At 75.1% G+C, this 18,538-nt stretch carries 17 protein-coding genes and 1 rRNA gene; 11 read left to right on the top strand and 7 right to left on the bottom strand.

Features of this window, described 5'->3' with window-relative positions:
* The 3 genes from NH602_RS14655 to NH602_RS14645 all read left to right on the top strand — a co-directional run.
* On the top strand, positions 1-1,023 hold a 1,023-nt coding region (locus NH602_RS14655; protein WP_253068096.1), incomplete at its 5' end, for an amidase.
* A 28-nt stretch (positions 1,024-1,051) separates the two neighbouring features.
* Positions 1,052-2,446, top strand: coding sequence for an MmgE/PrpD family protein (locus tag NH602_RS14650; protein ID WP_179762280.1), 1,395 nt, complete (start codon positions 1,052-1,054; stop codon positions 2,444-2,446).
* On the top strand, positions 2,439-3,506 hold the full coding sequence (locus tag NH602_RS14645; protein ID WP_253068095.1) for an LLM class flavin-dependent oxidoreductase: 1,068 nt from the start codon (positions 2,439-2,441) through the stop codon (positions 3,504-3,506). The genes NH602_RS14650 and NH602_RS14645 overlap by 8 nt, the downstream gene beginning before the upstream one ends.
* Before the next feature lie 94 nt (positions 3,507-3,600).
* Here the strand turns inward: NH602_RS14645 and NH602_RS14640 are convergent, their stop codons facing one another.
* Positions 3,601-4,422 carry a CoA ester lyase gene (locus NH602_RS14640; protein ID WP_253068094.1) on the bottom strand — a complete coding sequence of 274 codons (822 nt, stop codon included), beginning with the start codon at positions 4,420-4,422 and terminating at the stop codon, positions 3,601-3,603.
* Positions 4,423-4,695: 273 nt separating this feature from the next.
* On the opposite strand from NH602_RS14640, the gene dctP reads away from it, so the two are divergent.
* Genes dctP through NH602_RS14620 form a run of 4 tightly spaced genes read left to right on the top strand, consistent with a single transcriptional unit; the run spans position 4,696 to position 7,638 of the window.
* Complete coding sequence (dctP, locus tag NH602_RS14635) at positions 4,696-5,772, top strand: TRAP transporter substrate-binding protein DctP (protein WP_253068093.1); 1,077 nt, start codon at positions 4,696-4,698, stop codon at positions 5,770-5,772.
* Complete coding sequence (locus NH602_RS14630) at positions 5,769-6,350, top strand: TRAP transporter small permease (RefSeq protein ID WP_179762275.1); 582 nt, start codon at positions 5,769-5,771, stop codon at positions 6,348-6,350. Before dctP ends, NH602_RS14630 begins: the two co-directional genes overlap by 4 nt.
* Entirely contained in the window at positions 6,350-7,486 is a 1,137-nt protein-coding gene (locus tag NH602_RS14625; RefSeq protein ID WP_253068092.1) for a TRAP transporter large permease, read from the top strand. The genes NH602_RS14630 and NH602_RS14625 overlap by 1 nt, the downstream gene beginning before the upstream one ends.
* Entirely contained in the window at positions 7,483-7,638 is a 156-nt protein-coding gene (locus tag NH602_RS14620; RefSeq protein ID WP_253068091.1) for a hypothetical protein, read from the top strand. Before NH602_RS14625 ends, NH602_RS14620 begins: the two co-directional genes overlap by 4 nt.
* A 7-nt stretch (positions 7,639-7,645) precedes the next feature.
* Here NH602_RS14620 and NH602_RS14615 read toward each other — a convergent pair whose 3' ends face one another.
* Complete coding sequence (locus NH602_RS14615) at positions 7,646-8,032, bottom strand: DUF5313 family protein (protein ID WP_208825799.1); 387 nt, start codon at positions 8,030-8,032, stop codon at positions 7,646-7,648.
* Between the two features lie 47 nt (positions 8,033-8,079).
* On the opposite strand from NH602_RS14615, the gene NH602_RS14610 reads away from it, so the two are divergent.
* Both NH602_RS14610 and NH602_RS14605 read left to right on the top strand, forming a co-directional pair.
* A complete protein-coding gene (locus NH602_RS14610; RefSeq protein WP_083658855.1) occupies positions 8,080-8,571 on the top strand; it encodes a MarR family winged helix-turn-helix transcriptional regulator in 492 nt (163 codons plus the stop codon).
* 36 nt (positions 8,572-8,607) lie between these two features.
* A complete protein-coding gene (locus tag NH602_RS14605; RefSeq protein ID WP_218913639.1) occupies positions 8,608-9,123 on the top strand; it encodes an isochorismatase family protein in 516 nt (171 codons plus the stop codon).
* A 6-nt stretch (positions 9,124-9,129) separates the two neighbouring features.
* On the opposite strand, the gene NH602_RS14600 is transcribed toward NH602_RS14605, so the two are convergent.
* Positions 9,130-11,397 carry a transglycosylase domain-containing protein gene (locus NH602_RS14600; protein ID WP_253068090.1) on the bottom strand — a complete coding sequence of 756 codons (2,268 nt, stop codon included), beginning with the start codon at positions 11,395-11,397 and terminating at the stop codon, positions 9,130-9,132.
* 64 nt (positions 11,398-11,461) lie between these two features.
* Positions 11,462-14,920, bottom strand: a complete 3,459-nt coding sequence (locus NH602_RS14595) for an indolepyruvate ferredoxin oxidoreductase family protein (RefSeq protein ID WP_253068089.1) — start codon at positions 14,918-14,920, stop codon at positions 11,462-11,464.
* Between the two features lie 151 nt (positions 14,921-15,071).
* Between NH602_RS14595 and NH602_RS14590 the strand changes: the two genes are divergently transcribed.
* Together NH602_RS14590 and NH602_RS31920 are read left to right on the top strand one after the other, a co-directional pair.
* Complete coding sequence (locus NH602_RS14590; RefSeq protein WP_179762271.1) at positions 15,072-15,515, top strand: Lrp/AsnC family transcriptional regulator; 444 nt, start codon at positions 15,072-15,074, stop codon at positions 15,513-15,515.
* A gap of 87 nt (positions 15,516-15,602) precedes the next feature.
* Positions 15,603-16,778 carry a glycosyltransferase gene (locus NH602_RS31920; RefSeq protein WP_253068088.1) on the top strand — a complete coding sequence of 392 codons (1,176 nt, stop codon included), beginning with the start codon at positions 15,603-15,605 and terminating at the stop codon, positions 16,776-16,778.
* Between the two features lie 9 nt (positions 16,779-16,787).
* On the opposite strand, the gene NH602_RS14580 is transcribed toward NH602_RS31920, so the two are convergent.
* From NH602_RS14580 to rrf, 3 genes are all read right to left on the bottom strand, one after another.
* Positions 16,788-17,303: a hypothetical protein gene (locus tag NH602_RS14580; RefSeq protein WP_100878246.1), complete on the bottom strand. Its 516-nt coding sequence runs from the start codon at positions 17,301-17,303 to the stop codon at positions 16,788-16,790.
* Between the two features lie 189 nt (positions 17,304-17,492).
* Positions 17,493-17,894 (bottom strand): zf-HC2 domain-containing protein, encoded by a 402-nt coding sequence (locus NH602_RS14575; RefSeq protein ID WP_253068087.1) that lies wholly within the window; start codon positions 17,892-17,894, stop codon positions 17,493-17,495.
* A gap of 508 nt (positions 17,895-18,402) precedes the next feature.
* A 5S ribosomal RNA gene (gene rrf / locus NH602_RS14570) occupies positions 18,403-18,519 on the bottom strand.
* Between the last annotated feature and the right edge of the window lie 19 nt (positions 18,520-18,538).

Genomic DNA, 18,538 nt, shown 5'->3' with positions numbered 1-18,538 from the left:
GGCGGCCCGCCCCCGCCGCTGACCGGGCCGTGCCGCAACCCGTGGGACCCCGGGCGGTGGGCGGGCGGTTCCTCGACCGGGACCGCGGCCGCGGTCGCGGCCGGCGTCGTCCCGTTCGGGCTCGGGACCGACGTCGGCGGCTCGGTCCGGCTGCCCGCGGCCTGGTGCGGCCTGACCGGGCTGAAGCCCACGGCCGGGGCGGTGCCGCGCACCGGGGTGATGCCGCTGTCCTGGACCACCGAGACGGTCGGCCCGCTGGCCCGCGACGCCCGCACCGTCGGTCTGCTGTTCGGCCTGCTCCGCGGCCCGGACGGCGTCGACCCCCGGGTGCCGCAGCTGCCGCCGCTGCCACCGACGACGGTCCCGGCCGACCTGCGCGGCCTGCGGGTCGCCCGTCCCGGCGGCTACCTCACCGCGCTGTGCGACGCGGCCGTCCGGGCGGGCGTGGACCACCTCGTCGACGTCCTCACCGACGCCGGGGCCACCGTCGTGCCGGGCGAGATCCCGTCGGCCGAGCAGGCGCTGCCCATCGGCTACCAGGTTGTGTTCACCGAGGCCGCCGCGGTGCACCGGGTCGACGCCGACCGCTGGGGCGACTACGACCCGGTGACGGTGCGCCGGATCAGCCAGGGCATCACCACACCGGCCGCCGACCTCCTGCGGGCCCTGCAGTTCCGGGTGCAGCTGCAGGCCGAGCTGGACGCCGTGTTCGCCGGGGCCGACGTGGTCGTCGTCCCCACCACGCCCGCGACCGCGCCGCGGCTGCCGGACTGCACGGTCGTCGTCGACGGGGAGCGGTACCCGCTCTACGCGGCGCAGTCGCGCGCCACGATGCTCGGCAACCTCACCGGGGCGCCCGGGCTGGCCCTGCCGACCGGCCTCGCCCCCGACGGCTGCCCGGTCTCGGCGCTGCTCATCGCCCGTCCGCACGACGAGATCACCGCGCTGCGGGTCGCCGCCCTGTTCCAGGAGCGCACCGACCACCACCGGCGCACCCCACCGGTCGCCGACCGGATCACCTGACCGTCCCACTCCGACCCGGAGGTCACCGATGACCACCATCCCGGCCCCGTCCACGACCACCTCGCTGTCCGCCACCGTCGGCGCGTTCGCGGCCCGCGCGACCCTCGACGACGTCCCCGCCGAGGTGCAGGAGCGGGCCCGCCACCTGATCCTCGACGCCGTCGGGCTGGCGTTCGCCTCGACCGCGTACGGCTTCCCGGGGGTCGCCGTGGCGGCCCTGGCGTCCTTCGGGGGCGCGGGCGACCAGCCCGTGCTCGGCCTGCCCGACCGGCTCCCGGCCCGTGACGCCGCGATGCTCAACGGCGTGCTGATCCACGGCATGGACTTCGACGACACCCACATCCCGGCCGTCACCCACGTCTCCGCCGCGGCGCTGCCCGCTGCGCTCGCCGCGGCCGTCGCCCGCGGGGCGGACACCCGGACGCTGCTCCTGGCCTACGTGCTCGGTGTCGAGGTCTCGGCCCGGGTCGGTATCGGCGGCGCGGGCGGGTTCCACGACGTCGGGTTCCACCCCACCGCGGTGGCCGGGGCGTTCGGGTCCGCCGTCGCCGCCGGGAAGGTGGCGGGCCTGGACGCCGACGGTCTCGCGACGGCGCAGGGCGTCGTCGGCTCGATGAGCTCCGGGCTGCTGGAGTTCCTGGCCGACGGGGCCTGGACCAAGCGGCTGCACCCGGGCTGGGCCGCGATGTCCGGGCTCACCGCGGCCGGGTTCGCCGAGGCGGGCTGGAGCGGGCCGGGCGCGGTCTACGAGGGCCGGTTCGGCCTCTACAACTCCCACCTGGCCGGGCGCGAGACCCGGCCCGGCGCGGTCGGCGAGGGTCTGGGCGGAACCTGGGAGCTGATGCGGACCGCGGTCAAGCCGTACCCGATCTGCCACTTCATCCACGCCTTCGCCGACGCCGCGCTGCTGCTGCGCCCCGAGATCGGCGACACCGCGATCACCGGGATCCGCTGCGCGATCCACCCGGTGCCCGGCAAGGTCGTGTGCGAGCCGGCGGAGGCCAAGTGGACCCCGCGCGACGAGTACGACGCCAAGTTCAGCCTCCCCTTCGTCGTCGCGACCACGCTGCTGCGCGGCCGCTTCGGGCTGACCGAGCTGTCCGACGCGGCACTCGCCGACCGCGCCGCGCTCGACCTCGCCCAGAAGGTGCGGGTCACCGACGACCCGGACAGCGCCTTCCCTGCCGCCTACTCCGGCGCGGTCGAGATCGAGCTGGCCGACGGCCGGGTCCTGCGCCACCGCGAGCAGGTCAACCGCGGCCACGACGAGCGCCCGCTCACCAACGACGACGTCGTCGCCAAGTTCCGGGAGACGATCGGCACGGTCGCCCCGGCCGCCGTCGCCGACCGGGTGCAGCGCGCGGTGCTGGGGCTCGGCGACGACACCCCGGCCGTGGAGTTCGCCGAGGCCTGCCGTGGCTGAGGGCCCGGTGCGGGTGGGGGTGTTCCTGACCCACCAGCAGCCCGCCGGGCGGGACCCGCTGCTCGCGCTGGCCGAGCAGCTGTCGCTGGTCCGCACCGCCCGCGACGGCGGCCTGGACTCGGTGTTCGCCGGTCAGCACCACCTGCCGGAGTCGTTCTCGCACATCCAGCCGCTGCCCTGGCTGGCCCGGCTGGCCGCCGAGGCCGGGGACATGCGGATCGGCACCGGCATCCACCTGCTGGCCCTGCACAACCCGGTCGACACCGCCGAGAGCTTCGCCGGCCTCGACGTCGTGACCGGCGGGCGCTCGGTGTTCGGGGTGGGGCTGGGCTACCGCGAGGTCGAGTACGCCGCGTTCGGGATCCCGCCCGGGGACAAGGTCCGCCGGTTCACCGAGAACCTGCGGATCGTCCGCGCGCTGTGGACCGGGGAGCCGGTGCACGCCGACGTGGACTGGTGCCGCCTCGACGGGGTCCGCGCCACCACGCTCCCGGCGGCCGTGCCGCCGGTCTGGATGGCCGCGAACTCCGACGGCGCGGTCCGCCGCGCCGCCCGGCTCGCCGACACCTGGATGATCAACCCGCACGCGACCGCGGCGACCGTGCGCCGTCAGCTGGACCTGTTCCACGCCGAGCGGGCCGCCGCCGGGCGCGGTCCGCTGCCCGAGCTGCCGCTGATGCGCGAGGTCTACTGCGCGCCCACCCGGGAGCGGGCGCTCGAGCTGGCCCGGCCGTACCTCGCCGGGAAGTACGAGGTGTACGCGGACTGGGGCCAGGACCGGGTGCTGCCCGGCGCCGAGACCTTCCGCACCGGCTACGACGCGCTGGCCCTCGACCGGTTCGTCGTCGGGACCCCGGAGGACTGCCTGGCCGCGCTGCTGCCCTGGCGCGACGAGGTCGGCGTCGACCACTTCGTGCTCCGGACCGACTGGGCGGGCATGCCGGTCGAGGACGCCCGCGCCTCCCTGGACCTGCTCGCCCGCGAGGTGGCACCGGTGCTGCGTGCCGCCCCCGCCACGACCTCCCGAGCGCACCCCCGGCCCGAGGGGACCGGCCCGTGAAACGGGTCGGAGTCGACGTCCCGGAGCGGGCGAACGCCGCCGGTGAGGTCCTCGTGCCGCCACGAGGACACGGCGCCCGAGCAGGTCCGCCGGGTCAGCGCACCGGGACGGGCCGCCCGGCCCGGTGCAGCAGCGCGACCGCGCGATCGACGACCGGCTTGTCGACCAGCGCCCCGTCCAGCACGGCGACGGCGCCGGTCTCCGCGGCCGCGACGACCCGGTCCGCCCACGCCAGCTCCTCCGCGGAGGGGCGGAAGGCCGCGGCGACACCGGCGACCTGGGCGGGATGGATGCACAGCTTCGCGGTGAGGCCGAGGGCGAGCGCCGCGGCGCTGTCGGCGGCCAGCCGGGCGTCGTCACGGACGGCGGTCGTGACCCCGTCGACCGGTGCCGTGACCCCGGCGGCGCGGGCGGCCAGTACGAGCTCGCAGCGGGTGTGGCGCAGTGCGACGTCGTCGAGGTGGTCGACGCCGATGTCCACCGCGAGGTCGACGCTGCCGAAGGCGGGACGCACGACGCCGGGGGCGGCGCAGATCTCCTCGGCCCGGCGGACCCCGAGCGCGGTCTCGACGACGGGCACGACCGGGGTGCCCGGCGGCAGCCGGTCCGCCAGCGCGGCGAGCTCCGCGCCGGTCTCGGCCTTGGGCAGCACCACCGGACAGCCGAGTGCGGCGACCACGGCGACGTCGTCGTCGAACCAGGGCGTGCCGGTGCCGTTCACCCGCACCGCGGCCCGGCCGCCGGCGGCCAGCCACTCCCGGACCTGGTCCCGCGCGGCGGTCTTGCCCTCGGGCGCGACGGCGTCCTCGAGATCGACGATCACGACGTCGGCACCGCTGGCGACCGCCTTGTCGTAGCGGTCCGGGCGGGAGCCGGGGACGAAGAGGAAGGTGGTCGCGGCATTGATGGCGAGCATCGGTCCATCGTTAATGTCTGATGTTTAGCTGTCAACGCCAAAACCTGCACTTCGCGCTCTCCGGGGTATCGCAGAGAAAACATCTGATGATTGCTTGAAACGACAGTCGGCGCCGTGCGACGCTCCCTGTGACGCCCCACACGGTCCACCCCGGGCCGTGCCACCCCGACCGGTCGCCGACGCCCGGCCGGTGTCGTGGCCGCGCCCGCCCCCGCGTGCGCGGCGCGGCGCCGTTCCCGCGAGGCCCGCCCGGGACGACGCCGAGAGGAACCGATGAGGACGCTGGGCAAGGGAGCCGGGCTGACGACCTGCCTCGTCGCCGCGGTCGCGCTGCTGACCGCCTGCACACCCGCACGGGAGGCACCGCCCGACGGGGTCCGGACCCTCGTGGTCGCCGACTCCTACCCGGTGTCCCACCCCGCGTCCCGGGACGGGATCGTCCACTTCACCGACCGGGTCCGCGAGCTCACCGGCGGCGCCCTGGACGTCGAGTACTACCCGTCCGAGCAGCTGGGCAAGTCCACCGACTACGTCAAGCTCGTCGCGAGCCGCGCCGTGGACATCGGGGTCGTGTCGCCGCCCTACCTGTCCGACAAGCTCCCCCTGTCCAACGTCGGCGACCTGCCGGGCCTCAGCACGGATTCGTGCACCACCGCCCGCGCGGTCGGCGAGCTCACCCGGGAGGGCGGGTTGCTGCACCGCGAGGAGTTCGCGCCCCGCGGGCTGCGGACGCTGTTCGTCGGCGTCGTCCCGACGTACGAGCTGTTCACCAACGGCCCGGTGACCGACCCGGCGCAGCTCCCCGGCCTGCTCACCCGCTCCCCCGGCGGTGTCGTCGACCAGACGCTGCGCACCCTGGGCGCCACCCCGGTCTCCATCGCCGGACCCGAGGTCTACGAGGCGATGTCGCGCGGCACCGTCGACGCGATGACCCTCCCGCCGATGAGCGCGGTCCCCTTCCGACTCGACGAGGTCGCCTCGCACGCCACCGAGGGCGCCCCGCTCGGCGGCTTCACCCTCACCTTCGCCATCTCCGAGGCGCTGTGGCGGGAGCTGCCCGAGGCCCACCGCGACGCCATGACCCGGGCGGGCGAGGAGACCTCCCGGCACCTCTGCGCGGTGATGGACGAGCAGACGACGCAGGCCCGGTCGACCCTCGAGGACGGGGGCATGACCTTCACCGCGCTGACCGCCGCCCAGCAGCAGCGCTGGCAGGACGCGGTCGCCTCGGTGCGCGCCGACTGGGCCGCGGACATGGAGGCCCGCGGGCGACCCGGCCGCGCCGCGCTGGACGCGATGGAGGCGGCGCTCGACCGGGCCCGCGACGAGACCCCGGAGGCCGCACGATGAACGCGGGCACGACGAACGCGGGCACGACCCGGCCGGGCCCGGTGGACCGTGTTCTGCGCACGGTCGAGAACGCGGCGGCCGCCGTCGGCCTCACCGGCGTCGTCGTCACGGTCGCGCTGATCGTGATCGACGTGGCCCTGCGCTACCTGGTGGGGGCGCCGCTGTCCTGGTCGGTGGGCTTCGTCGGCGACTACGCGCTGGTGGGACTGTTCTTCCTCGGGCTGTCCTACACGGTCCGCGAGGGTGCCCACGTCCGGATCGACCTCGTCCACAAGCGCCTGGGACCGGCCGGACGACGCATGCTCGCGGTCACCGGGTCGGCCCTGACCGCCGTGTTCCTGGCACTGGTCGGCTACGGCGGGCTGCTCCTGACCGCGGGCGCGCTCCGCCACGGCGACGTCCCGCTGGCCGGGGCCTCGGAGCTGTCGTGGCCGGTGTGGACCTCGGCGGTGCTGGTACCGATCGGCGCGGGGCTCGCGGTGCTCCGGAGCCTGCACACGCTGGTCCACGACCTGCGCGGCCCCGAGCCCGCCGCCCCCGCCACCCCCTTCACCCCGGCCGCGGAGGAGATCGCCTGATGGTGCTCGCCGGAGTCCTCGTCCTGCTGTTCGTCCTGCTGTTGGCCCGGGTACCGGTCGGCGTCGCGATCGGGGTGAGCGCCGTCGTCGGGTTGCTCGCCCACGGGGGGCCGTCCGCCGCCGTCGGCTTCCTGGAGACCACCCCGTACGCGGCGGTCTCGACCTACACCCTCGCGGCGATCCCGCTGTTCATCCTCATGGCCCAGCTGGTGCTCAAGAGCGGGGTCACGACCGAGCTGTTCGCTGCGGCCCGGGTGTGGGTCGGGCGCGTCCCGGCGGGTCTGGGGGTCGCCACGACGACGACCGGCGCCACCTTCGCCGCGGTCTCCGGGTCGAGCACCGCGGCCGCGGCCGCACTGGCCTCGACGACCATCCCGGAGATGGAGCGCGAACACTACGACGGCCGGCTCGCGAACGGTCTGGTCGCCGTCGTCGGCACGCTCGCAGCCATGGTGCCGCCCAGCATCATCCTGGTGTTCTACGCGATCCTGGCCGAGGTCAGCGTGGGCCAGATGCTCGTCGCGGGCCTGGTGCCCGGGCTGCTCGTCACGGTGACGATCATCGTCACGACGCTGTTCCTGGTGCACCGCAAGCCCGCGCTCGCGCCGGCCGGTCGCCGGTACACCCTGGCCGAGAAGCTGCGGACGGTCCCCGTCCTCGGGCCCGTCGCGTTGCTGTTCCTGCTGGTCGTCGGCTCGATCTACCTCGGGCTGACGACGCCGACCGAGTCGGCGGGCCTCGGTGTCGCCGGTGCGCTGGTCATCGGGCTGGCCCGGCGGCGGCTCGACCTCGCCCGGATCCGCGACGCGCTCGTCGAGACCCTCACCTCGACCGCGATGATCCTGCTGATCATCGCCTCGGCGTACCTGTTCGGCTACTTCATGACGCTGACCCGGATCACCGGAACCCTCGTCGACGCGATCGCCGGCGTCACCGCGCCGCCGCTGGCGATCTTCGCCCTGATCGCGCTGGTCTACCTCGTGCTCGGGGCGTTCCTCGACCAGCTCGCGATCCTCGCGCTCACCGTCCCGGTCGTGCTGCCGGTGGTCGAGCAGCTGGGCTACGACCCGATCTGGTTCGGGGTGATGATCATCCTGTTGGCCGAGATCGGCCTGGTCACCCGCCGCTGGGGATGAACGTGTTCATCGTGTCCAAGGCGACCGGACGCCCGGCCGAGGAGATCTTCGTCGGGGTCCTGCCCTACGTGGCGGCGCTGCTCGTGCTCGTGGCCGTGCTCGCCGCGCTGCCCGGTGTGGTGCTGTGGCTGCCCGAGACGATGGGCGGGTGAGCCGGCCTCAGCCGCGCCAGCGCCGCTCGTAGCGCTCCCGGGCCGCGTCCCGGTTCCCCGCGTCGGCCTGCTCCCGCACGGCGGCGGCATGCCCGACCGGGTACCCGGCCTTCGCGACGCGGTGCTCGGCGGACTCGTACATGTAGGCCACCGAGTAGAAGTAGCCGAGGATCGCCCCGGCCAGCACCGACAGCGCCCGGACGTACACGGGGCCGGGGATGAGCAGGTACAGCAGCACCCCGACCGGCAGCAGCTGGACGGTGGTGCGGACGAGGTGACGCAGCTGCCAGGTCCGGGTCGTGACGTCGTGCAACACCCAGCCGCGGTGCCGGGTGGGCAGTCCGGCGCCGTAGACGTAGGCCAGCCACCGCAGTGGGTTCGGCCGCTCGTTCACAGTTGGTCCCCCAATTCTTGGTACACCAACAATGTACGATGTCCGTCATGGCGAGCGCATCCCCGGACGAGGGTGACACGCGTGACGGTGACACGACCGACGGCGACCCGGGCGGGGACCTGCTGCGGCTCGACCGTCAGGTCTGCTTCGCCCTCGCCGTCGCGGCCCGCAACGTCATCGCGCTCTACCGGCCGCTGCTCGAGCCGATGGGTCTCACCCACCCGCAGTACCTGGTGATGCTCGCGCTGTGGGAGCGCTCCCCCCGCTCGCTGGGTGAGCTGGCCCGCACGCTCGCCCTCGACCCGGGCACGCTGTCGCCGCTGCTCAAGCGCCTGGAGGCGGCCGGACTGGTCGACCGCCGCCGGGTCCCCGGCGACGAACGGACGATGGCGGTCTCCCTCACCGTCGCGGGCCGGGCGCTGCGCGCGCGGGCCGAGGCGATCCCGCCGGCCGTCGTGGAGCGGCTCGGGATGCCGCTGGCCGAGCTGGAGGAGCTGCGGGCGGTGCTGGACCGGGTGATCGACGCGTCGCGGAGCTGACCGCGACGGCGGTGCCCGTACGGTCGGGGGGTGTTGATGAACGCAGGCAGCGCCGTCCTGCTCCTGGTCGATCTGCAGGAGCGCCTGGTCCCCGCGATGCACGACGGCGAGCGGGTCGTCGCCCGGGCCGCCCGGCTCGCCGAGGCCGCGACCCTGCTCGAGGTCCCCGTGCTGGCCACCGAACAGGTCCCGGAGAAGCTGGGCCCGACCGTCGAGCGGCTCGCCGGGCTGCCGCACCTGGTGATGCCCAAGACCCGCTTCGCCGCCGACGACGACGTGCTGTTCCCGCCCGGCCGCGGCGAGATCGTCGTCGCCGGGGTGGAGGCACACGTCTGCGTGCTGCAGACCGTGCTGGAGCTGCTCGCCGACGACCGCCGGGTGGTGCTCGTCGCCGACGCGGTCGGCTCACGGTTCGTCGAGGACGAGCAGCTGGCGCTGCAGCGTGCCCGCGCGGCCGGGGCCGAGATCGTCACCTCGGAGATGGTGCTGTTCGAGTGGCTGCGCGACGCCGCGCACCCGCGCTTCCGCGAGGTCCAGAGGCTGCTGAAGTAGGCCCGGTCACCCGTCGCGGGGCTGCAGGTGGTCCGGGTCGGGGTCGGGCAGCGGCACGTCGGCCCGACCGGCGATCAGCGGCTCGACGGCGGCGAAGAACGGCGGCGCCGCGACGGTCCCGCCGAACGCGCCGTGTCCGCAGTCGCCCAGGTGCACGGGGTTCCCGGGGCAGATCTCGGACGGGTTCGGGCCGTCGGCGAACACCATCGAGGACCCGGCGACGCCGTCGATGCCCCCGGTGCCCCCGACGAACGCGACCGACTCCGAGGAGTTGGTCGTACCCGTCTTGCCGATCGTCGGCCGCGTCCAGCCCGCGGCCCGCGCCGCGGCCGCCGAGGTACCGGACACGGTGTCCCCTCCCAGCCCGGCGGACAGGGTGTGCGCGATCCCGGGGGCGACGGCCTGCTCGCAGGCGGGCCGGTTCACCGGCACCGCGGCGCCGTCGCGGTCGGTCACCGACAGCACGGCGTCCGGGGCGCACCACACGCCGTCGCTCTGGACGGTCGCCGCCACGTTCGCCATCTCCAGCGTGGACACCGGGCTGACCCCGAGGGTGAACGACGGCAGGTCGGCGAAGAAGGTCGACTGCGGCTGGGAGATCCGCGCGTCCGACGACGACGGGTCCGGCGTCCCGCCCGCCGCGTTCGACGCCAGGGTGTCACGCAGTCCGAGCCGGCGCGCCATGTCGACGACCTTCGCGATACCGGTGCGCTCCTCCAGGTCGACGAACGCGGTGTTCGGCGAGGTCGCGAGCGCGACGGGCAGCGGGATCGGGTCCGGGTAGTCCGGCGTGTCGTTGCTGACGGGGTAGCAGCTGCTCCCGGCGCCGGGGAAGCACGCCGAGGCCGGGTCGGGCAGCGTGCTGTCGTAGCCGACGGTGCCCGCCTCCAGCGCCGCGGCGGTGGTGAAGATCTTGAAGGTGGACCCGGCGCCGAAGACGTTCGACGGCGCGGCGACGAGGTCGCGGGTGGTGTCGCCGGCCGCCGCGTCGGTGCCGGGCCGCCGGTTGGCGACCATGGCGAGGATCTGGTGGTCGCCGGTGGCGGCGTCGCCGTGGCCGGGCCGGATCAGCACCAGGGTGTCGGCGACGCCGTCCTGGGTGCGCGGCACGTTCGCGTCGACCGCCTGCTGCGCCGACGCCGACGCGGCCGGGTCGAGGGTGGTGCGGATCGTGTAGCCGCCGGTGTCGAGCTGCTGCTCGGTGAACCCGGCCCGCTCCAGCTCGGACACCGCGTACTCGCAGAGGAACCCGGCGCCGTCGGTGGCGCCGTAGCAGTTGTGCCCGGGGACCTGTGGCCCGCCGGCGCGCACCCCGAGCGGCGCGGCGGTGGCCTCGGCGGCCTGGGCGGGGGTGAGCGACCCGGCGTCGCGCATGGCCGCGATCACGGTGTTGCGCCGGTCGGTCGCGGCCTGCGGGTGGCGGAACGGGTCGAACAGGGTGGGGTTGTTGACCGCGCCCGCGAGCAGCGCGGCCTGCGGGACCGTGAGGTGTGCGGCGTCGGTGCCGAACCAGGCGCGCGCGGCGGCCTCGACGCCGTAGACGTTGCCGGTGAACTCGACGGTGTTGAGGTACCCGGCGAGCACGTCCTGCTTGGACGTGCCGTGCGCCAGGCGCTGGGCGAGCACCGCCTCGCGGATCTTGCGGGTCGGGGTGTCGGCGTGGTCGGCCCGCTGGGCGGCGGGGGCGTCGCGGTCGACGACGTCGACCAGCCAGTTCTTCACGTACTGCTGGGTGATGGTGGAGCCACCCTGCACCGCGCCGCCCGCGGCGTCGGTGACCAGCGCGCGCAGGGTGCCGACGGGGTCCACACCGGACTCGTCGAAGAACCGGCGGTCCTCCACGTCGACGATCGCGGCGATCATCGACGGGGCGATCCGGTCGTAGGACACGGGGATGCGGTACTGCTCGTCGAGGTAGGCGATCGGGGTGCCGTCGCGGTCGGTGAGGACGGTCGCGGCCGGCAGTGTCGCGGCGTCGGGGAGGTCCCCGGTGGCGCTGTCCGGGACGGTGGACGCGACCGCGGCGAGGCCGGCCGCGGCCGGTGCGGCGCAACCGGCGAGCACCAGTCCCCCGGCCAGCACCGCCGCGCCGAGCCGCCGCGCGGTCCGGCCGTCGACCCGGGCGCGCCACGGCCGTCCCGCGGCCGCGGACGCCCCGCCCCGGCGACGGCCCCGCTCCCAGGTACTCCCGTGCCCACCCCGGGCGTGACGCCGGAGGCGGGCCGCCCCCGGGATCCGGTCGAACCACTGCCGTGCCGTCGCGCGTTCCCCCACGGCGACGATTGTGCGTCGCAACGCTGAGGGGCACCTGAGACCCGCCCGCGCGAGTGGCTGAGAGTCAGCCGGTCAGGGCATCGAGCGCGGCCCGGGCCTGCTCGCGGAACCGCTCGACATTGCCCAGCTTGACGTCCTCGTAGCCGCGCACCAGCTCCGCGGTCCCGGCGACCTCGACCACCGCCTCGACGGTGTCGGGCGCCAGGTGGTCGAGCGCCGCGCGGACCAGCGTCTGGTACTCCCCCACCAGCTCACGCTCCACGCGGCGGACCCCGGCCCGGCCGAACACGTCCAGCGGGGTGCCACGCAGCCTCCGGGCCGCGCGCAGTGCCCGGAACGCGGGTGCGGCCAGCCGTCCGTCGAGGGCGATCTTGCGGTTCATCCCCAGCGCGCGCAGCACCGGCGGGTGCAGCATCACCGACACCCGGGCGTCGGGCCCGAACGCGGCGTCGCGGCGGGCGGTCTCCACCGGGTCCAGGTGCAGCCGGGCGACCTCGTACTCGTCCTTGTAGGCCATGAGCCGGTGCAGGCCGCGGGCGTAGGCGGCGCCGACGCGCTCCCCGGCCGTGTCCCCGGCCCGGGCGGCGGCGATGGCCGCGACCCGGCGGACCTCCTCGGCGTAGCGGTGGGCGTAGGCGGCGTCCTGGTAGCCGGTGAGGTCGGCGATCCGGGTGGCGAGCAGGTCGGCGAACCCGGTGCCCGCGGCGACCGAGCGGGCCAGCGCCGCGGACGCCTCGTCGACGGCGACCGGGGCCGCCTGCGGCGTGACGAGCGCGCTGCGCACGGCGGCGGCGTCGATCGCGGCGGCCCGGCCCCAGCGGAACGCCGTCAGCGTGGTCTCCACGGCCGCGCCGTTGACCCGGATCGCCTCCTCCAGCGCGTCGGCCGACACCGGGAGCACCCCGTGCTGATAGGCGGCACCGAGCAGCAGCATGTTGGTCGGGAGGTGGTCGTCGAACAGCGCCTCGGACAGTGTCTGGGCGTCGACGGCGAGCAGGTCCCGGGTGACCGCGCCGATCCGCTCGACGGCGTCGTCGGTGGAGCCGGGCAGCACGACGCGGCCGGTGACCATGGCCGCGGTCGGCACGAGCGAGGTGTTGACGACGGCGACGGTGTGCCCTGGCCGGGCGACCGCGAGTGTCGCGTCGGAGGCGGCGCCGACGAGATCCATGCCGATCAGCACGTCCGCGGTGCCGCGGGAGGCGCGCAGGATCCCGTGGTGGGGCTGCTTGGAGATCCGGACGTCGGAGACGACCGGGCCGCCCTTCTGCGCGAGACCGACCTGCTCCAGCCCGGCGGCGAAGAGCCCGTCGAGGTGGGCGGCCATCTGCAGGATCGCCGAGGCGGTGACGACGCCGGTGCCGCCGATGCCGGGCATGCGGATCAGGGTCGCGTCCCGGTCGACCCGCGGCTCGGGGGCGACGAGCGTGACCGGCAGCGCCGGGATCTCCCGGCGGGGCCGGGTGCCGGGCACCACGGTGAGGAACGACGGGCAGTCGCCCTTGAGGCAGGAGTAGTCGGTGTTGCAGGACGCCTGGTGGATGGCGGTCCTGCGACCGAACTCGGTCTCCACCGGCAGCACCGACAGGCAAGTGGACGCCTCGCCGCAGTCACCGCAGCCCTCGCAGACCCGCTCGTTGATCAGCACTTTCTCGGCCGGGGCCGGCAGCTTCCCGCGCTTGCGCAGGCGGCGCTCCTCGGCGGCGCAGCGGTCGTCGTGGATCAGGACGGTGACGCCGTCGAGGGCCTTCAGCTCCTCCTCGACCGCGGAGAGCTCGTCGCGGTGACGCACGCTCGCGATCGGGTCGAGGGCGATCCCGCGGTAGTCCCGCGGGCTGTCGGTGGTGACGACGATCCGGCGCACGCCCTCCAGGGCGAGCGAGCGCGTGATGTCGGGGACGTTCATCCGGCCCTCGGCGCGCTGCCCGCCGGTCATGGCGACGGCGTCGTTGTAGAGCAGCTTGTAGGTCATGGTGACCCCGGCGGCGACGGCGGCGCGGATGGCGAGCGAGCCGGAGTGGTGGAAGGTGCCGTCGCCGAGGTTCTGGACGAGGGTGCGGTCGTCGGTGAACGGGGCCAGGCCGATCCACTGGGCTCCCTCGCCGCCCATCTGGGTCAGCCCGATCTGGTGGCCGCGGTGCTCGCCGTCGAGGGCGATCATCGCGTGGCAGCCGATCCCGACCCCGACGAGCGTGTCGTTGCCGGTGCGGGTGGAGGTGTTGTGCGGGCAGCCGGAGCAGAAGTACGGCGTCCGGTTCCCGAGCAGGTCCAGCCCGATCCGCGACGGCCTGGGCGGTGCGAGGCGCTCCAGGTGCGCGGCCGCCGCCGCGGGCAGGATCCGCCCGGCGGCGGTGAGCCGGGCGGCGAGGGCACGGGCGACGTCCTCGGCGCCGAGCTGGCCGCGGGCGGACAGCAGCGGACGGGCGCGCTCGTCGCGACGGCCGGTGACCGTGGGCCGGTGGTCGCGCCCGTAGAGCGCGTCGCGCAGGTGGCCCTCCAGGAACGGCACCTTGTCCTCGACGACGAGCACCTCCGCGCAGCCCCCGACGAGCCCGGCGAGCGCGTCGGCGTCGACCGGGAACGGCATGGCGAGGCGGATCAGGCGTACGCCGAGCGCGTCGAGCTCGGCCTCGCCCAGGCCCAGGTCCTCGCACGCCCGCAGCACGGTGGCGTAGCCGGTCCCCGAGGCGAGCACGGCGAGGTGCGGGTCGCGGGAGGTGAAGGTGACGCGGTTGAGCCCGGTCTCGCGGGCGTACTGGCGGGCCAGGTCGAGCCTGCGGGTCAGCTGGTCGTGCTCGGCCTCGACGGCGGCGGGCCCGACGAGCGGGCCGGACTGCGCGCGGTCGGTGGCGGGCGGGGCGGGGACGCCGACCAGTTCCGGGCGCAGCGCGCCGAGGTCGACGGTGCAGGACGCGTCGGCGACGTCGGCGATGATCTTCAGGCCGGTCCAGAGGCCGGTGGCCCGGGACAGCGCCACGGCGTGCAGCCCGAACTCGATCACCTCGGACACCGAGCCGGGCGCGAGCAGCGGCATCGCCAGTGACTGCGCCATCGGCTCGCAGGAGCTGGGCACGGTGGAGGACTTGCAGGACGGGTCGTCCCCGATGATGGCGACGGCGCCGCCGAGCCGGGCGGTGCCGGCCAGGCTGCCGTGCCGGATCGCGTCGGCGGCCCGGTCGAGGCCGGGGTTCTTGCCGTACCACCAGCCGACGACGCCCTCGTGGCGGCGGCCGGGGACGGCGTCGAGCAGCTGGGTGCCCGCGACGGCGGTGGCGGCGAGCTCCTCGTTGAGCCCGGGCCGGAACACCACGCGCTCGGCGTCGAGGTGGACACGGGCGCGGCCGAGCTCGGCGTCGAAGGTACCGAGCGGGGAGCCCTGGTAGCCGGAGACGAACGAGGCGGTGTCGAATCCGCGGGCGGTGTCGAGGCGGGCCTGCTCGAGCACGAGGCGGACCAGCGCCTGGATCCCGCTCATCGGGGCCCGACCGTGGGCGGCGAGGTACTTGTCGTCCAGCACGGTCATTCTCGGCTCCTCGGCGAGTCGGGCGGCGCGTCCGCACCAGGACAGCGCGACGACGGCCCCGACACAATGCGTGCGGTGGCAATCGCCGCGGATACGCAACGGATACCGTCGACGGTCCACCAGAACGTGGATCCGTTGCGCTGGAGGTGCCGTGCCCGAGACCGAGGTCGACGACCTGGACCACGCGATCCTGCGGTTGCTGCACGAGGACGCGCGCCGCACCTACGCCGACATGGCCGAGCGGGTCGGGCTGTCCACCGCCGCGACCAAGCGCCGGGTCGACCGGATGCGTGAGTCCGGGGTGATCACCGGGTTCACCGTGCAGGTCGACCACGCCAGACTGGGCTGGCCGGTCGAGGCGTTCAGCGAGATCCGCTATGCCGGCACCGCGAGCGTCTCGGAGATCGTCGACTCGGCGTCGCGCCAGCCGGAGGTGCAGGCGGTCTACACCCTGGCCGGTGACCTCGACGCCCTGGTGCAGGTCCGGGTCCGCGATCTCGCGCACCTGCAGGAGGTGATCGACCGGCTGCGGCGCAACGGCACGGTCACCGGGACCCGGACGCTGATGGTGCTGGGCCGCTGGACCCGCACCTGATCATTTGCTTACCGCAACGATCGGGTCGATCATGATGGGGTGCTCGTCCTCTGCAGTGTCACCGGTTCCCCCTCGCACGGCCGGGCTGTGCTCCCCTTCGCCCGCGCGCTCGGCGACGCGGGCCACCGGGTCGTGGTGGCGTGCCCGCCCGACATCGCGGGGGTGTTCGACGGTGCGCCGGTCGTCGTCGAGCCGGTGTTCGCGACGATGGCCGATTCCGCCGAGCACCTCGGCCCGGCCGTCGCCCGGCTCGGTGGGCCCGCCGCGCTGGCGACGCTGACCGCGACCGAGGTGACGACGGCGCTCCTGCCCACCCTGTTCGCCGGTCCGCAGGTGACGGGCTCGGCCCGGGCGCTGCTCGCGCTGGTGGAGCCGCACGGGACGCCGGACCTGGTGCTGCGCGACGGCGGCGAGACCGCGGCGTTCCTGGTGGCCGAGCACCTGGGGGTGCCGTGCGTGGCGGCGCCGTCGGGTGCGGGCAACGTCCTCTCGCCGGACGTCGTGGCCGACGCGCTGGCGGAGCGTCGCGACGAGCTCGGCTTCGCCGCCCCGGACGACCCGGCCGCGCTGCACCGGTGGGGGCGGCTGGACTGCATGCCGCCGCAGTTCTCGCTGGCGGGGCCGCAGATCGCGCCGGCGCGAGCGTTCCGCCAGGACGACCAGGTCTCCCGCGGCGAGACGCTGCCCGGCTGGGTCGGCGCGCTGCCCGGGAGCCGGCCGCTGGTCGTCGCGGGGCTGGGGACGGCGATGCCGGCGATGGCCGGGCGTGCCGAGCGCCGCGCCCCCGTCGACCCGCACGCCGCGCTGCGCACGGTGGCCGAGGCGGCGTCCCGGCTCGACGCCGAGGTGGTGCTGTCCACCGGTGGCCTCCCGGTCGACGACCTGGCGCTGCCCGCACACGTGCATCCCGCGCCGTGGGTGCCGCAGCCGCTGCTCCTGCAGGTCGCGGACCTGTTCCTGACCCACGGCGGCTACAACGGCGTCCGCGAGGCCGTGCGGCACGGCGTCCCGCTGGCGGTGCTGCCGCAGTTCGGGGACCAGGAGCACAACGCCCGCCGGATCGCCGAGCTCGGGCTGGGCGCGCACTGCACGCCCGACGCCGCCGAGATCGCCGCGACGTGCACCCGGCTCCTGGGCGACGACGACGTCCGCGCGCGGATGCGCTCGGCCCAGCGCGCGATGCTGGCGCTGCCGCCGGTGGAGGACGCCGTCGGCGTCCTGGAGGACCTGGCCGCGCGTCGGGTCCCCGCGCTCGTGGCCTGACCTGCCGGGTCAGGCGGGCGGGCCGTGCGGGGCGCGCGGCCCGCAGGCGACGACGGTGCGCGCCCAGGTGCCGAACAGCACGAGCACCCCGAGCACGGTGACGATCAGGCCCGGCCCGATGTCGTCGGTGCCGGCGACCGCGGTCTGCCGCGACCACACCGCCCAGAGCCCGGTGACCGCGCCGACGCCGGTGACGGTGGCCGCGGTCCAGGCCAGCGGCCAGAACCGGGTCAGGAGGGCGAGCACCGACGCCCCCACCGCGACGACCGCGACCACGGTGAACAGCCACGGCAGCGGCCCCATCGCGGCCCTGCCGACGAGGACCTCCCACCCGGCGCCGCGGGTGGACCAGGGCATGAGCAGCGCGGCGACGACGGCGGCGACCCCCGCCCCGGCGACGACCGAGGCGGGACCGGGGTCGATCCAGCGGTCGACCCGCCATGCGATGCGGGTGAGTTCGTCGGCGAGCTCGGGTGACGCCTGCGGGGACAGCGCGCCCGGGCCGGGCGTACGCGGTGCGCTCATGCGGCTCCCTCGTCGTCACTGGTGCCGGGATGTCGGAACGGCCATTGCACCACGACGGCGCCGGCCGCGGCGCCACCGACGGGGTGGCACCGACGGGGTGGCACCGGGGGCCGGTCGGCGAGCCCGCCGCGCGCACCGCCCAGCGGTTCCGGCCGCACCGGACCGGCTGTCCCGGTCGGCACCGCTCCCCTAGGCGGCGCGCACGGCACAGCGGCAGGGTGCGCCCTGCTGGCAACCGCAGCCGCAGGTACTCGCGCACCCGCAGGCCGAGGGCACCACACCCACCGGGGCACGTCCCGCCGCCCCACTGCAGCAGCCGCCGTCGAGACAGCTCAGCCGCGGGACGGCCGGGAGCGGTGGTGCCGGTGCCGGGGCGGAGACGCCGAGCGCCGCGAGTACCCGGTCGGTGAGATCGGGGAGCGGGTCCGCCGGACCGACCCGCGCGAGCCGTCCGAGCCGGTCGGCGCCGTCGGCGAAGGCGCAGCAGGACGCGCACCCGGCGAGGTGGTCCTCGACCGCCGCGCGCTCGTCGTCGCCCGCCTCACCGTCGAGACGGGCGGACAGCACCTCGCGGTAGCCCTGACAGTCCATACCGTCACTGTCGTACACGAAGCCCGTCCGGTTCCACCCGACCCCCGTCTGTGTTCCGCCCGCGCGTCCCGACACCGACGACATGCGCGGTGAGGACGTTGCGCAGCCACCGCGAGCTCGCGGCGCTGCTGCGCGCCGACGGCTTCTCGTGTGTCGACGACGCCGTGGGCGCCGACCTCTGACGCCTGCGGCGGCCGGTGTTCCCGCCGGCCCCCTCCTCGCACCCCACGTCGCACACCTTTCTGCGACCTCGCAGCCCCTGCAGAGGGTGCGAGGTCACAGGAAGGCATGCGAGGTACGCCGACCCCACCGGCACGACGAGACCGGATGCGACTCCCACAAGAGAGCTCCACGGCCCCGACCACCAGCCCCGAGGGACCCGCGCCAGGAACCACAAACAGACACACTCATGCCCGGCCGGGCCGGCACCACGCATCGGACCGAAAACAATCCAGAAATGAGAAATGCCCCGGACTCGACAGTCCGGGGCACATCCCATGAAGTTGAATGTCGGCGGCGACCTACTCTCCCACACCCTGGCGAGTGCAGTACCATCGGCGCTGGAAGGCTTAGCTACCGGGTTCGGAATGGGACCGGGCGTTTCCCTACCGCAATGACCACCGACAACACTATCCAACTATCAC

It is taken from the genome of Pseudonocardia sp. McavD-2-B (genome assembly GCF_024124365.1).
Lineage (GTDB): Bacteria > Actinomycetota > Actinomycetes > Mycobacteriales > Pseudonocardiaceae > Pseudonocardia > Pseudonocardia alni.
Note: the sequence above shows the minus strand (reverse complement) of the source record. Positions and strands in the feature narration are given on the sequence as shown.